The 13,065-nt window shown below is 59.5% G+C and carries 15 protein-coding genes and 4 pseudogenes; 14 read left to right on the plus strand and 5 right to left on the minus strand.

Annotated features, from left to right (window positions below; translation table 11 throughout):
* The 3 genes from ACN9MO_RS33435 to ACN9MO_RS33445 are packed head-to-tail and all read left to right on the plus strand — an operon-like array spanning position 1 to position 3,502.
* The gene (locus ACN9MO_RS33435) at positions 1-1,542 is read left to right on the plus strand and encodes a sugar ABC transporter ATP-binding protein (RefSeq protein ID WP_425988724.1); all 1,542 of its coding nucleotides are present in this window, start codon (positions 1-3) and stop codon (positions 1,540-1,542) included.
* Complete coding sequence (locus ACN9MO_RS33440) at positions 1,539-2,519, plus strand: ABC transporter permease (RefSeq protein ID WP_192495080.1); 981 nt, start codon at positions 1,539-1,541, stop codon at positions 2,517-2,519. Before ACN9MO_RS33435 ends, ACN9MO_RS33440 begins: the two co-directional genes overlap by 4 nt.
* Before the next feature lie 11 nt (positions 2,520-2,530).
* Positions 2,531-3,502: an ABC transporter permease gene (locus ACN9MO_RS33445; RefSeq protein ID WP_113737824.1), complete on the plus strand. Its 972-nt coding sequence runs from the start codon at positions 2,531-2,533 to the stop codon at positions 3,500-3,502.
* A 384-nt stretch (positions 3,503-3,886) separates the two neighbouring features.
* On the opposite strand, the pseudogene ACN9MO_RS33450 reads toward ACN9MO_RS33445, so the two are convergent.
* Positions 3,887-4,087: pseudogene (locus ACN9MO_RS33450) on the minus strand (helix-turn-helix domain-containing protein); the annotation flags it as partial.
* On the opposite strand from ACN9MO_RS33450, the gene ACN9MO_RS33455 reads away from it, so the two are divergent.
* On the plus strand, positions 4,007-4,174 hold the full coding sequence (locus ACN9MO_RS33455; protein WP_425989419.1) for a hypothetical protein: 168 nt from the start codon (positions 4,007-4,009) through the stop codon (positions 4,172-4,174). The pseudogene ACN9MO_RS33450 and the gene ACN9MO_RS33455 overlap by 81 nt on opposite strands.
* Here ACN9MO_RS33455 and ACN9MO_RS33460 read toward each other — a convergent pair.
* Positions 4,150-4,392, minus strand: coding sequence for a helix-turn-helix domain-containing protein (locus tag ACN9MO_RS33460; protein WP_057251547.1), 243 nt, complete (start codon positions 4,390-4,392; stop codon positions 4,150-4,152). The genes ACN9MO_RS33455 and ACN9MO_RS33460 overlap by 25 nt on opposite strands.
* A 91-nt stretch (positions 4,393-4,483) precedes the next feature.
* Here ACN9MO_RS33460 and ACN9MO_RS33465 point away from each other — a divergent pair.
* Positions 4,484-5,375: pseudogene (locus ACN9MO_RS33465) on the plus strand (LysR family transcriptional regulator).
* A 113-nt stretch (positions 5,376-5,488) separates the two neighbouring features.
* Here the strand turns inward: ACN9MO_RS33465 and ACN9MO_RS33470 are convergent.
* Positions 5,489-5,719, minus strand: a complete 231-nt coding sequence (locus ACN9MO_RS33470) for a hypothetical protein (protein ID WP_425988729.1) — start codon at positions 5,717-5,719, stop codon at positions 5,489-5,491.
* A gap of 491 nt (positions 5,720-6,210) precedes the next feature.
* Between ACN9MO_RS33470 and ACN9MO_RS33475 the strand changes: the two genes are divergently transcribed.
* The 4 genes and pseudogenes from ACN9MO_RS33475 to ACN9MO_RS33490 all read left to right on the plus strand — a co-directional run.
* Entirely contained in the window at positions 6,211-6,372 is a 162-nt protein-coding gene (locus ACN9MO_RS33475) for a hypothetical protein (RefSeq protein WP_156414656.1), read from the plus strand.
* The gene (locus ACN9MO_RS33480; RefSeq protein WP_113133599.1) at positions 6,369-7,028 is read left to right on the plus strand and encodes a hypothetical protein; all 660 of its coding nucleotides are present in this window, start codon (positions 6,369-6,371) and stop codon (positions 7,026-7,028) included. Before ACN9MO_RS33475 ends, ACN9MO_RS33480 begins: the two co-directional genes overlap by 4 nt.
* A gap of 55 nt (positions 7,029-7,083) precedes the next feature.
* Complete coding sequence (locus ACN9MO_RS33485; RefSeq protein ID WP_112997388.1) at positions 7,084-7,515, plus strand: DUF2721 domain-containing protein; 432 nt, start codon at positions 7,084-7,086, stop codon at positions 7,513-7,515.
* Between the two features lie 16 nt (positions 7,516-7,531).
* Positions 7,532-7,675, plus strand: a pseudogene (locus ACN9MO_RS33490) (fumarylacetoacetate hydrolase family protein); the annotation flags it as partial.
* Between the two features lie 62 nt (positions 7,676-7,737).
* Here ACN9MO_RS33490 and ACN9MO_RS33495 read toward each other — a convergent pair.
* Positions 7,738-8,421, minus strand: coding sequence for a DAPG hydrolase family protein (locus tag ACN9MO_RS33495; RefSeq protein WP_057252167.1), 684 nt, complete (start codon positions 8,419-8,421; stop codon positions 7,738-7,740).
* Between the two features lie 89 nt (positions 8,422-8,510).
* Here ACN9MO_RS33495 and ACN9MO_RS33500 point away from each other — a divergent pair, with 89 nt between their 5' ends.
* Positions 8,511-9,155, plus strand: a complete 645-nt coding sequence (locus ACN9MO_RS33500) for a TetR/AcrR family transcriptional regulator (RefSeq protein WP_082615933.1) — start codon at positions 8,511-8,513, stop codon at positions 9,153-9,155.
* 506 nt (positions 9,156-9,661) lie between these two features.
* Here the strand turns inward: ACN9MO_RS33500 and ACN9MO_RS33505 are convergent.
* Complete coding sequence (locus ACN9MO_RS33505; RefSeq protein ID WP_113133429.1) at positions 9,662-10,705, minus strand: SDR family oxidoreductase; 1,044 nt, start codon at positions 10,703-10,705, stop codon at positions 9,662-9,664.
* A gap of 79 nt (positions 10,706-10,784) precedes the next feature.
* Here ACN9MO_RS33505 and ACN9MO_RS33510 point away from each other — a divergent pair, with 79 nt between their 5' ends.
* The 4 genes and pseudogenes from ACN9MO_RS33510 (at position 10,785) to ACN9MO_RS33525 (ending at position 13,038) form a co-directional block, all read left to right on the plus strand.
* Positions 10,785-11,183 carry a MerR family transcriptional regulator gene (locus tag ACN9MO_RS33510; RefSeq protein WP_057252164.1) on the plus strand — a complete coding sequence of 133 codons (399 nt, stop codon included), beginning with the start codon at positions 10,785-10,787 and terminating at the stop codon, positions 11,181-11,183.
* A 151-nt stretch (positions 11,184-11,334) separates the two neighbouring features.
* Positions 11,335-12,260 (plus strand): annotated as a pseudogene (locus tag ACN9MO_RS33515) (alpha-hydroxy acid oxidase); the annotation flags it as partial.
* 219 nt (positions 12,261-12,479) lie between these two features.
* Positions 12,480-12,689 (plus strand): cold-shock protein, encoded by a 210-nt coding sequence (locus tag ACN9MO_RS33520; protein ID WP_034806062.1) that lies wholly within the window; start codon positions 12,480-12,482, stop codon positions 12,687-12,689.
* A 124-nt stretch (positions 12,690-12,813) separates the two neighbouring features.
* Complete coding sequence (locus tag ACN9MO_RS33525) at positions 12,814-13,038, plus strand: hypothetical protein (protein ID WP_057252163.1); 225 nt, start codon at positions 12,814-12,816, stop codon at positions 13,036-13,038.
* Positions 13,039-13,065 lie beyond the last annotated feature (27 nt).

Raw genomic sequence — 13,065 nt, forward strand, 5'->3', positions numbered from 1 at the left:
ATGGAAAATGGCGGCCCGCTCTTTCGCATGGAGGGGATATCGAAGCGCTATGGTGGGGTTCGCGCGCTTGAAAATGCCGGACTGTCGGTCAGGGCTGGGGCCATCCACGCCGTTCTCGGTGAGAACGGCGCCGGAAAGTCGACACTCATCAAGATCATGGCCGGCGTCGTGGCTGCGGACGAAGGCCAGATGACGCTCGATGCACAGCCGGTGAAATTCGCTTCGCCGGCTGCCGCCAACGCCGCCGGGATCGCCTGCGTCTTTCAGGAGTTGTCGCTGATCCCGGAACTCAGCGTTGCCGACAATATCGTCATTTCCAATCCGCCGACGCGGTTCGGCATGATCGACCGCAAGGCCCAACGGCGCATCGCAGAGGAGGCGCTGGCGCGCGCCGGTGCCGCCGACATCCATCCTCTGGCGCTGGTCAAGGACCTGCCGCTGTCGCGCAAGCAGATCGTCGAGATCGCCAAGGCACTGGCCCGCAAGCCGCGCATCCTCATCCTCGACGAGGCGACATCGGCGCTGACGGCGGCCGACGTGGCGAAGGTTTTTGCCGTACTGAAGCGATTGCGTGCGGAAGGGCTGGCGCTCGTCTACATCTCGCATCGCATGAACGAGATTGCGGAACTTGCGGACGACTGCACAGTGTTTCGCAACGGCAGCAAGGTTGCGAGCTACGCGGCGGGCACAAGGAGCGATGCGGAGGTCATCGAGATGATGATCGGCCGCGAGTATCACAGCGTCTATCCTCCCAAGCCCGGCCGGCTTGCACAGATTGCGCCTGTGCTTGAAACACGAAATCTGTCCTGGGCGGATCGCCTTCACGACATCTCGTTTTCGCTTCGCTCGGGTGAGATCGTCGGTCTCGGTGGGCTGGACGGGCAAGGGCAGCGCGATCTCCTTCTGGCGTTATTCGGGGTCCTGCGCGGGTTGCGCGGCACGGTTCTCGTCGACGGCAGCCCGATCAGCATCGGCAGCCCTGCGCAGGCGCGCCGGCACGGCATCGGCATGGCGCTCATCCCCGAGGACCGCAAGACCGAGGGGCTGATGCAGCCGATGACGGTGCGCGACAATCTCTCGCTTGCGTCGCTCGATCGGCTGACGCGTGGCGGGATCATCGACAGGGCGAAAGAGGAGAGCGCCATCAATCAGATGATGACGCTACTCGCCATCAAGGCAGGTAATATTGACGCGCCCGTCGGTGCCCTTTCGGGCGGCAACCAGCAGAAGGTCGTCATCGCGAAATGGCTGATGCGGCAGCCGCGCATCATTCTGCTGAACGATCCCACGCGCGGCATCGACGTGGGAACCAAGCAGGAGATCTACCTCTTGCTGCGGCGCCTTGCGGACGAGGGCGCAGCCATCCTGTTCTATTCGACCGACTATGCCGAGCTCATCGGCTGCTGCGACCGGGTGCTCGTGCTTTATGACGGAACGGTGAAACGGGAACTGGCAGGAGCAGAGATAACGGAGCGCGCCCTGATAGCGAGCGCACTCAACATTCCGTCTGCAGAACCAACCCAGCGGGAGCCGGCGCAATGAAGGACTGGGAATACCGACTGGCGGAGCACCGGGGCACGTTGACGGCGCTGGCGATCTTCGTGGTCATGTTCATCATCTACACCGCGAACCATCCGGCTGGTTTCACGGCCAATGTCATCCAGACGGCGGCCAACAAGGGGGTGCTGCTCGCCTTCGTCGCGATGGCGCAAACCATGGTCGTGATTACCGCAGGCATCGACCTCTCCGTCGGCATGATCTTCCTGCTCACCAACTGCCTGGCCTCGTGGCTGGTCGTGGGCTCGCCGCTCGAGACGGCCTTCGGCGTCCTCGTCGTCCTGGCCGTGGGGGCGTTGTGCGGGGCGACCAACGGCGCCATCGTGATATACGGGCGTCTGCAGCCGATCGTGGCGACGATCGCAACGGGGGCGGTCTATTTCGGGATCGCGCTGTTGCTGCGGCCCTTTCCGGGAGGGTCGGTCAACGAGCACCTCGCGGATGCCCTGACGGGACGTATTTTCGCTGTCGTCCCTGCGAGCCTTGTGGCGCTCGCGGCAGTGGTCGTCCTGATATGGGTGCCCTTCAGCCGCTCGGTCTACGGCCGCGCGGCCTATGCCGCCGGCTCTTCCGAAACTTCGGCCTACATGTCCGGCATGCCGATCCGCCGCGGCAAGCTGCTGGCCTATACGCTTTCGGGCCTGGTGGCCGCCCTCGGCGGGCTGTTCCTCACCTTTTTTACCTATACCGGCGACGCGGCCTTTGCGAGCGGCAATGCCTACACGCTGTTTTCGATCGCCGCAGTGGTGCTGGGTGGCGTGTCGCTGTTCGGCGGCAAGGGCAGCGCCATAGGCGCCGTCTTCGGCGCGCTGGCGTTCCGGACGATCGGCGACCTTCTGTTCGTTTTCGATCTCGATCCGCTCTGGCAACCGCTGTTTCAGGGGCTGATCCTGCTTGCGGCCATCAGCCTCGGCGCGCTCGCCCTCTTTCGTGTGCGCAATCGATTGGAGTGGTTTCTGTGAGCGAGACGGCAATGACGCGGGCAACGGAGCGGAAGCAGGGTTTCATGCGCAGTCTCGATCCGGCGGTGCTCACCGCATTTGGCTGCATCGTACTGCTGCTTGTCCTTGGCAGCTTCTATTCGCGCAGCTTCCTGTCACCGGAGTATCTGCTGCAGCAATTGAAGGTGGCATCCTTCCTCGGCATCATTGCCACCGGCATGATGCTTGTCATCCTGCTCGGGCAGATCGACCTTTCGGTGCCGTGGACCGTGGCAACGGGCGCAATGATGGCCTGCGCCGCTGCAGCATACGGCCCCCTTGGCACCACGCTTGCCATACCATTCGGCATCCTTTGCGGCATCGGCATCGGGCTCTTCAACGGCGTTGGAGTGGCATACCTGCGCATACCCTCGATGATCGTGACGCTCGCGACGAATGCCGTCGCGCAAGGGGTCATGGTGGTCTACACAGGCGGCTTCTCGCCACAGGATTCCGCGACCGCAGCCATGCGCTATCTCGCCACCGGCGCCTTGATCCCGGGCATCCCGAATGTCGTCTTCATCTGGGCGCTGATCGGCGCGGCGATGGTCTTCCTTCTGCGCCGGACGGGCTTCGGGCGCGCGGTCTACGGTATCGGCAATCGCGAGCGTGCGGCCTATCTTTCCGGGATCAATACCCGCCGCATCGTCATGACCGCCTTTGCCGCCTCGGGCGGGCTCTCGGCCTTTGGCGGGGTTCTGCTTGCAGGTTATGCCTCCAAGGCCGCGCAATCCATGGGCGACGCCTACCTTCTTCCTGCCATAGCGGCCGTGGTGCTCGGCGGCACCTCGATCCTCGGCGGACGGGGATCCTATCTCGGCACGGTCGCCGGCGTCATCCTCATCACGCTGCTGCAATCGATCCTTTCCGTCACGCAGATGCCCGAGGCCGGTCGCCAGATCATCTACGGCGTGGTGATCATACTCATGCTCCTGCTCTATGGTCGTGCGCCAGCCAGCCGTTAAACTTGCGGAGAACAGAGGAAGCGCCACACGCATCCATCTGGCTTCTCGCCAGGCAGTCGATCCGGCAATGGGCTCGAAAGGCCAACCCGCGAGTTGGATGATACATGGGCCGTCAAAGCCTTTCGCCGGTCCTCACCTCGCTCTATTTCGGATCGTACGGACCTGCCGTCCACCAGGCGCTCGCGGCAGAAACGTCACGGAAGGATCTACCCTCGGCGACCTGTCCTCGTGGGTCGTGCCGCAAACGATTGACACGCGCGAGGACGGGTACCTGTTGGAAGAGCAGCTGTGAAGGCCGCAGAAGGATGGAGGCGCTGCCGGAGCGGGCGAAGCGGGCCCTTCATATGTTTTGCTTGGACGGCGAACACTCGCCGAGATCAAAGTCAGACGCTGCCGCCGCTCCTTGCGGATATCATCAGCAACCGTTGGGAAGTAGCCGCTATAGTCGGGCAGCTCGCGATCGTGGAAGGTGTTGCGCCGGATCTCACGATAGATCGTCGATCGATGACGACCGAGTTCGCGCGCCATTTCTTTGATCGGCAGCTTGCGTTCGACAAAGTGGAAGAGGCGGCGTCGATCGGCCAGATTCAGCTGCGAATAGCGTCGGGACATGCCAAAATACGCCCGTCACCTCGCCGTGAATACGACTATTCCTGGATACGCGAGAGCTGATCCATAGCTTCGTGGGGGTCGAAGCCTAGGAGACCTGCGAGCTGTAGAAACTCCACGACGTCCACGCGACGTTGACCGCTTTCAAGGCGGGCCACGAAGGACTGATACTCGCCTAACTTTGCCGCAAGTTCTGTTTGCGTGAGTCCTGCGGCCTCACGCCTCGCAATAAGCAGCGCGATTAGCGCTCTATGCCGTGCCGTACCGAGAGTTTTGGCCACGATTTGCCCACCCGCCTTGAGATGGGGACTTCATTTATATCTGATTTTTTATCTTAAATTCAGATAATGCTCTCAGCTTCAGTGTGCTCATATGGAACTACGCCAACTCTCCTATTTCGTTGCAGTCGCCGAAGAGCTGCATTTCAACCGAGCGGCGGCGCGCATGTGCATCGCCCAGCCGGCATTGAGTGCGCACATCCAGGCGCTGGAGAAGGAGCTTGGTGTCCGGTTGCTGGAGCGGTCGACGCGCAGGGTCGAGCTGACGCGGGCAGGGGAGGTGTTCTACGATCGGGCGGTCCGGATCATTGGCGATGTCGGTGTGTCGGCCGAGATGGCGCGCTCGGTTGCCGGCAAGGCTGCCCGCACGATCAAGATCGGAACCGTCTATCCGGCAACCATAGGCGTGTTGCCGACGTTTCTGGCGCGCATCGGCCGGAAGTTCCCGGAAGTCGCTTTGCATGTGACGAGCGGCTCGACCTCAGACATCATCCGGTCCATCGAAAACGGCCAGATCAATCTCGGCTTCATCCGCCCGGTCGAAAACATCGGTTCCTTGCGCTTCTTCTCGATCGCCCATGAGCGCTATCTGCTGGCGGTCGTAAAGGCGAGCCCGCTGGCGCTTCGAAGCGAGATCGATATCGAGGAGCTGCGCTCCGAGAAGATCATTGCCTTTTCCCGTCAGAATCTCTCCTACTCGGAGCGCTATTTCTCCGAGATGTTCGAGGCCCATGGTCTGACCGGCAACATTGCCTATAGCTGCGATGATACCTTCTCGCTGGTGTCGCTCGTGTCAGCGGGGTTGGGCATCGGCTTTGCGCCGGAATGGACGAAGGATCTTGCCGAACCGCAACTTCGAGCTCAGACCCGTTCGTGGCGTCGATCTGAAGATCGGGCTCGGTGTTGCCTGGAACAAAGAGGACCCGACCGCATCCCGCGACGACATCATCGACATTGCCCGTTCGCTGGCGCGGCCGGGAAGGTGAGGGCAAGAAATCATAACGAGTGGTAAGACCCTCGAAGGAACGGAGCGGCTTGCCGGCGTCTCCGCCCTATCCCCGACCTTTGGCCGACAGGAGCCGGACATGTGTCAGGGATGCTACTTGATAAAACCCGGATACTGGTTCACTCCCGTGGAATCCAACCGAACCGGAGTGGGCTCCGGCACGTCGGCCATGTACCGATGAGCGACAAGCCAGTCGCGCAAGATAGTCTCAATCGCGGCGGCCCGGCCGGCGGGCGGCGGTGAAAGGTCCGGATCGGTCATGTAGGCCGCGAGCCCGGCTTCGAGGTCATCTGCAAGAAGAGGCAAGTCTGCTGAATCGGACATGGTAGGCTCCTCTAGGCTTCAGCTAGATAACGAGCTTTCATGGCGCCTGTTCCCAGCGAGGACCTCGGGAGCCCTGTATGGCGGCTGCAGACGTGGGCCGCCGGTTCGTATCCGCTCAAGGCGATAGATTCGTGGTTGGCTTCGGTTATTTTGTTCGCATCGAAATCTGGGCAGCATCCTGAAGTGCACACTCCAATCTCAGTACCGCAGTTAATGCGTCGTGAGGAGCCGCGCTAGGAGAATTGCTTCCATGCTGATTCCCTAAAGGGCAATATCTGCGCCCGCTAGTACAGTGTAGAATACTTATGGAAGAGTGGAGATGCCCTCGTTCGGCAAGTCGAGAGGCAAATATGCGCGCCACCAAGCGCCATGTTCTGTCCATTTTGCTGGGTCACAACTTGGAGCTCTCCGAATTGTCTCTCTTTTTGCCTTGACACGTCTTTCAACCAATGTGGCCATCTACGCGGAGGCCTTTGAGGGAGGCATCAGAAATGAGACGAACTGCAAAAATCTTCACAGAGGCGGCTGCCGTCGCCGGCAGCCTGCTGGCGAGTACCGCGACAATGCACGCGCAGGAGACCCGGAAACCCAACATCCTCTTCATCATGGGTGACGACAGCATGTCCCAAGGTCCGCAGACGGCGCAGCGATGAGCGATGTCATCCAAACAGGCCGTGACGAACCACGCTGGCCTCCGGTGGTGGCGATCCTTGCGGTATTCGCCTTCTTGGAGGTGCTGCCGCATCACGTCTATGCCATGCCGCGATGGATATCGTACGTGGTTCTGGTAGCAGCTATCGTTCCAATGGTCCAAGTAACGCTATCGACCGGCAACGCTGTGTGGCTACGGATCGAGCACGTCGCCGTCATGCTGCTTGCCAGCGTCTACGCGGGGAATACGGCGGCGGAACTCGGAGATATGGTCGGGATCATCACCGTGCACCCTCCCGAGACGCGCTCAGTGTCGCTCTTGACGTCGTCATTTACCATTTGGGTCACCAACGTTCTCACCTTCTCGCTACTCTACTGGCAGATCGACGCGGGTGGCCCGTCGCGCATCGCGCGTGGGATGGCGGGAAGACCCGACTGGCTGTTTCCCCAGGCGTCGGCTCCCGAACTAGCGCCGCCAGACTGGCGGCCGCTCTACGTCGATTACCTGTCGTTGGCGTTCAATACGGCGACCGCTTTCAGTCCTACCGACGTGCTGCCACTCACCCGGCGTGCGAAGGGGCTGATGATGCTCGAAAGTGCCATTTCACTGCTGACACTCGTGCTCGTGGCTGCGCGTGCAGTCAATGTCATTCCGTAGCGCCTCCACGGCGCCGCGGTCGTCCATTCGTGCCGTACCGATCGAAGGTGCCCGTATGTCAGTCGAAGCCGATCAGCTTTCAACGATGATCAATCACGCGGTCGCGCCGGCGTTCATGCTGAATGGCGTCGCGGCGATGGTGGCGGTCCTGGTCAATCGGATTTCCGGCGTAACCGAGCGGATCAGAAACCTCCGCGAGATCGACGAGGGTGACGTCGCCCGAGCCCCGCTGAAGAAGGGAATCGGGGAACTGAGGCGGCGTGAACGCCTCTTGAACAGCGCATTGTACCTGGCGTTGCTAGCCGGAATCGGCGTGACGCTTCTGCTCCTCTTCGGCTTCGTCGTAGCCTTTTTGGGATACCGTCACGAACCGGGCGCCGCCGTGCTATTCGTTGCGGCACTCTGCTTCCTGGCGGGGTCGCTCTTCCGATTCCTGCAGGACATCCGGCTGTCGCAAGGTGAACACGACGATCGTCAGTTGCGATGATCGCCGTGCTGGTGGAGGCGACGTCATCGCAAGCGGCAGCCCCGCTGGTGTTGGGGCCAAGTGCAATCCACCGCTTTGAACGAAACCCGGCGACGTTGTTGAAGTCGAAGTCGACAAGTTAGGAGTGCTCAAAAACACAATCATCGACGAGGCAGCTTAGAAGGCCGAGCGTTCCTGATGCTTCGACGCTCGGCTATCTTGCGTTATTTCAGTCGGGCGAAGCTACCAGTTGTCGGCAGGTCGAGAATTTGCGAGATCACCATAATATGCAGACGGAAGTGCCTTCGCGAGGAACGAGAACTCCGAATGGCAATGGCGCATCAGCCCCAGTCCGATCTCGTCCGGGACAGGGTGGCCGCCCTTGTCGCTATCGAGACCAAGAACGAATCTGCTTCGCAGAACGAGGCCATCGGGCGTGTCCCGTGTGACGTGCATCATCCGGCCGCCTATTGGAATTCCATGCTCGTCAATCTCAACATCATCGCCAAAGCCAATTCCAGCGTAGAAAAGTGCGGATACGCCGCCCACCCGCTTTGCGGCATCGATGTCCGTGGCACTGAAGTATGCGGCTGGGCTTAGGAACTTGATGGTTGCTTTGACCGGAGGAACCTCTCCTAGCGACTCCGTCGCCCTGATCGTCGCGCCGATGTAGTTCTCCCCTTTTTTCCAAAGCTCGTCCCACCCAAAATGGCGCTTGTGATCAATCGGGTGCCACCAGCGAAGGTGTTCGTCGGTTTCAAAATACTTGAACCACCATTCCAGCATCGCTCCATTGCACCCTGGCATTATCGTTCTGCAGGCGACCGTGAGGGTGCCGGAGGCGAAGCGCTTGATACCCATTTCGAGTCTAATTGGGTCGGCGTGCAGCAGCGCGACAGGGATTGCTGCTTCCAAATCCTCTTGCATTTCCTATCTCCTATATTTAGGAAACGTATGGCGTTTCCTAAATATGATCGGTATATCCTTCGTACGACGTTGGTCAAGGGGATCAAGATTTGGAAAAGCGAGCGAGAGGGCGTCCGGCCCGTAATCGGCTTGAGGTGGAAAACAAAATTCTCCAAGCCTCAACACAACTTCTCTTTGACCAGGGATTTGCCAAGTTCAGCATCGATGCGGTGTCGCGTAGCGCAGGAGTTGCCAAAAAGACTGTTTACGCTGTGGCGGCCAATCGTGAGGAACTGGTCGGGAAAATCGTAGCGTCTTGGACTGAGCAACTCCAAACGAGTGGAGATCACCGGCCGAGCGAGCCGCGTCCTGATCCGGGGAGCCTGCAAGAGCTATTGAGCAGGATATATCGGATCGCCCTATCCAAGGAAGCTGTAGCCCTTTTCCGTCTCATCTGTGCTGAAAAGGAGGGCCGAGAACGGCTGGCAGAAATCTATAATCGAAATGGAGTCGAGCGGGGAGTGCTGGCCGTGGCGAACTGGCTGCGCGAGTACCAAGCCGATGTCCAGTCATTTGATGTCATCCGATTTGCCCGGATGATCCTTGCTGCTCTGGTTGCTGAGCCCTTGCGCAGGGCCGCTATCGGCCTTGAAACGCCATGGAACGATAGCGATGAGGAGGTCACCGCACGGGTTGGAGAGTGCGTGGATTTCTACGCAAGTATATTGTTCAAAGAGTTGGGCACGGCACCATAGCGGCCATCGTGGCGCATCTGGCGTTAAAGTTTCGTGGCGGATGCCGAGGCGGTGTCACAGCAATTGGGTGGCGAGCGCGACGAATGCCGGATCAGATGGTGCGACAATCAATCGGCGCAATGTTCCGGGGTTGTAATCCACATGCATACCGCCGGGCGCATTGTTTTTTGCCGTCGCCCCGCCACGCTGGCTGGCCAAGCCGAAGCCGAAACCTGGTCAAACTCTGGAAGAATCGTTCCCGTTCCTGTTCACGTTGATGCCCCTTCACGTCTGAGTTGACGACTACTGATGAGCCAGCGTGAGTGTGGGTGATCGCGTTGCGATCGCCCAGTAGATCGGGCCACAATTAACCGAAGCGAAAATGAATCGACGCCTTCGTATCCGTGCGCGATTTCTAAGGAGAAAAGGGCACTAAGACCGAAATCAACGAATGTCGCCGGCCTTCAAGGGTCTTTGGCTGAAACCTCTGTCTTGGCTGTAGCCCTTTAACGCCGTATGGCGAGGTTTCAGCTAGGCAAGAAGCCGTGCGTACGGAACCAGGCCACTTCATCACGCAGGGTTTCGCTCACGGGCCGGAACTCCAGACCCAATTCTCGTGTGCTCTTCGCACAATCGTAGCGAGATCGGTCATTCTCCGTGGCAACTGTTCGCGCCATGGCCCAACTCAAGAGTACAGGCTTGCCAGTCATCCGCGCGTAGAGCTCATTGCCGGCGCCGATCAGGTAAAGCAAGAAGAGTGGAATGCGGCGGGTCGGTGCCTTGGCCCTGGTGGCTTGTGCGATCAACGGCAACAAATCGGCCATGGTCATATGCTGTCCGGCGGCGAGGTAACGTTCGCCGCGTTGCCCCCTGTGGCTAGCGAGGATCATCGCCCGCGCCACATCGCGCGCATCGACCACCGAGAAGGAGCCGGGTGGAACGCCGGGCAAGCGCTCGAGCGCCACATCCAGCACTGTTTGGCCAGCCGACGTCGGCCCGATATCCCCCGGCCCGTGCATCCAGCCCGGAAGCACCATGGCCGCCCAGAAATCGGGATGTTTGTCGAGAAAATCAAGCACCACGCGGTCCGACAGGATCTTGCTGCGGTAATAATCATCGGCGTCCCGCTCGTCCCGCAACATGGACTCGTCTATGGTTTGTCCCTTTGCACCGCGCAGCACTGCGACCGAGCTGGTATGGACGAAGCGCCGCACGCCGGCACGATAAGCGTGATCGAGCAAGCCACGCGTACCCGCGACATTGGCCGCGTAGAGCGCGTCCCAATGCTTCCCGCCTTTGTAAGAGTCCCGGAAATAAGCCGCTGTGTGGAAAACCACGTCGACGCCCCTAAGTGCGTCCGCAAAACCCGGCACGTCGAGCATATCGCCGGCGATGATCTCTAAATCCAGCCCGGCAAACTGCATTGCTGCTTTCTCGTGCGAGCGAACCAGCGCGCGCACGCCCCAGCCGTCGGCGATTAGTTCGCGGACCAGATTATTGCCCAGAAGGCCGGTTGCCCCAGTCACGAAGGCAGTCGGCTCATGGGAATCGTTATTAGGATAGTTCAGCATGAAAGTGTTCCACAATTGAGGGAACGCATCATATAAGGCTGGACTAAGGTCCATGGTCAACAGCTTAAGGTGTGAAAAAATGCTGATCGGAGAATTCGCCCAGCGAACAGGATTGAGCCAGGACACTGTCCGCTTTTATGTCCGCAAAGGTCTGCTCAGGCCGCAACTCGGCGCCAAAGGTGGTCGCAATCCCTATCAGATCTTCACTGCCCAGGACGCCTCGACGGTTCGGATGATCCGTTTCGCACAATCACTGGGTCTGCCACTCAAAGAGATCGCGGAGATTGCCACGGAACTGCAACGAGAGGGCTTATCGCCGGCGCGTGAGATCGAGATCATGGACGTCCAGCTCGTCAGGCTTGAGCAGAAGGCAACTGAATTGGCCGAACTGACCAATTACCTGCGGGCGAAGCGCGACTGGGTCGCGTGCGGCAAGCCGGGCGATGAACCGCGATTTACCGATGACAGGATTTGCTAACCTGCGAAACGCACGGAATCTTCGATCGACCAGCCGTCGGGCGCTATCGGCGAATGGCAGCGCTGGGTCGAAACGCGTCGATCGCAGCTTCCGAGGTAAGGTCTGGAAGTGGGCAAACCTGCAGCTCGGCGGCATGTATCATGTCCGCTTCTATCTTGGTGACGTCGTGCTGGCCAAGGTGGCCAATGAGCGTCGAATTCCCATGATCATGAGTGGATCGTCGCTGACACGGCTCGAAGAAGTCGCCGCCACCGCCCCGGGCGCCTGGTTCCAGGCATATCTCCCGGGAGAACCAGATCGGATTGACGCGCTGGTCGACCGGGTACTACGCGCCAGTTTTCAGACGTTGGTACTCACGGTCGACACGGCTACTTTGGCAAACCGCGAGAACAATATTCGCGCCGGCTTCTCGACTCCTTTGCGGCCGAGCTTACGCTTGGCATGGCAAGGCATCACTCATCCCCGATGGACGATTGGAACCTTTTTACGCACTCTGGCAGTGCATGGCGTTCCACATTTTGAGAACTCCTATGGGGACCGTGGCGCACCGATCATCTCATCGAACTTCATGCGCGACTTCGGGCGGAGGGATCACCTGAATTGGGTCCATCTCGAGCGTATCCGCGCGCGTTGGCCGGGAAAGCTCGTCGTCAAAGGCGTTATGCATCCGGATGACGCGTTGCGGGTTCATGAGTTGGTGCGGATGGGCTGATAGTGTCCAATCACGGCGGCCGTCAACTCGACGGGACCATGTCGCCCTTAAGTGCGCTTCCTGCGATTGTTGCGCGGGTCGGCAACAAAACCGCTGTCATGATCGACGGTGGCTTCAGGCGGGGCACCCATGTAATCAAGGCAATCGCCCTGGGTGCGCGCTTCGTCTTTGTTGGGCGCCCATTCCTCTATGCGGCGGTCGCCTCCGGCAGTCCAGGTATCCTCAAAGCTATCGACATCCTAAAAACCGAAATTCATCAGAATATGGCGCTCCTCGGAGCCGTGGCGCTAGACGACATCGATGGCAGTTTTGTCGTTTGCCGTGATCGCGACAGCGCTGTATCGGCGTCTGGAAGTGTGAAATGAGCACAATCTTAGGATGTATTCTGCATGTTGGAAAACTAATCGTTGACGCGGCAATCCAAGTCCCTTATAGATGCGGCATCGATCTTTTGCTTGCCGAGCTTTGTCTACCGCGCGATTGGCACCGCGCCTTAAGCGAACTTCCCTTTCAAAAACAGTCGGTTTCTACCTGCGCAGCATAGGCTGCGCGGTTCCTCACTCTATGCTTTGAAAGGGTTCATCATGACCACAGGCACAGTAAAATGGTTCAACTCCACCAAGGGCTTCGGCTTCATCCAGCCTGATAACGGTGGCGCAGACGCGTTCGTGCACATCTCCGCTGTCGAGCGCGCCGGAATGCGCGAACTTGTCGAAGGGCAGAAGATCGGCTTCGAGCTCGAGCGCGACAATAAGTCGGGCAAGATGTCTGCTACCAATCTGCAGTCCGCCTAAAATCGAGATTTGCTTCCCTTTGACCACGGATGTACTGGCACTGCCGGAAGCTGTTTCAACAAGGCCAGGCGTTTTGCCTGGCCTTTTTTGTTTCGGTTGCTAAGCCGAACTAGTTGAGGTTCCAATGATAGAAGCACACAGCAAATCCCGTCAGCAGGCGGAGATCGCCTTCATGAAAGTCCGGACGCAGTTCTTCTCCAAAAACAACGCGATAGAAGAGGTGGAATCCGTCGCTCAGGCCCGGGATGCCAAGTCTCTCCGGCTTCGAGAGGCACGTCTTGCAAAGGAGTTGGGCGACCGCTTGTCGGCGCCACCCTACCTCATCGCCAAACGCGCCAAGGCGCGCTGATCTCTGCTGCGCTCACTATTGGGATAA

It is taken from the genome of Ensifer sp. R-19 (assembly GCF_049905105.1).
Lineage (GTDB): Bacteria > Pseudomonadota > Alphaproteobacteria > Rhizobiales > Rhizobiaceae > Ensifer.

Coding starts and splice junctions, on each gene's coding strand:
- ACN9MO_RS33475 (WP_156414656.1), top strand. CDS start 6,211: ATGAGACGAACTGCAAAAATCTTCACAGAGGCGGCTGCCGTCGCCGGC.
- ACN9MO_RS33435 (WP_425988724.1), top strand. CDS start 1: ATGGAAAATGGCGGCCCGCTCTTTCGCATGGAGGGGATATCGAAGCGC.
- ACN9MO_RS33520 (WP_034806062.1), top strand. CDS start 12,480: ATGACCACAGGCACAGTAAAATGGTTCAACTCCACCAAGGGCTTCGGC.
- ACN9MO_RS33495 (WP_057252167.1), bottom strand. CDS start 8,421: ATGCAAGAGGATTTGGAAGCAGCAATCCCTGTCGCGCTGCTGCACGCC.
- ACN9MO_RS33510 (WP_057252164.1), top strand. CDS start 10,785: ATGCTGATCGGAGAATTCGCCCAGCGAACAGGATTGAGCCAGGACACT.
- ACN9MO_RS33455 (WP_425989419.1), top strand. CDS start 4,007: ATGACGACCGAGTTCGCGCGCCATTTCTTTGATCGGCAGCTTGCGTTC.
- ACN9MO_RS33505 (WP_113133429.1), bottom strand. CDS start 10,705: ATGCTGAACTATCCTAATAACGATTCCCATGAGCCGACTGCCTTCGTG.
- ACN9MO_RS33445 (WP_113737824.1), top strand. CDS start 2,531: ATGACGCGGGCAACGGAGCGGAAGCAGGGTTTCATGCGCAGTCTCGAT.
- ACN9MO_RS33525 (WP_057252163.1), top strand. CDS start 12,814: ATGATAGAAGCACACAGCAAATCCCGTCAGCAGGCGGAGATCGCCTTC.
- ACN9MO_RS33485 (WP_112997388.1), top strand. CDS start 7,084: ATGTCAGTCGAAGCCGATCAGCTTTCAACGATGATCAATCACGCGGTC.
- ACN9MO_RS33480 (WP_113133599.1), top strand. CDS start 6,369: ATGAGCGATGTCATCCAAACAGGCCGTGACGAACCACGCTGGCCTCCG.
- ACN9MO_RS33440 (WP_192495080.1), top strand. CDS start 1,539: ATGAAGGACTGGGAATACCGACTGGCGGAGCACCGGGGCACGTTGACG.
- ACN9MO_RS33470 (WP_425988729.1), bottom strand. CDS start 5,719: ATGTCCGATTCAGCAGACTTGCCTCTTCTTGCAGATGACCTCGAAGCC.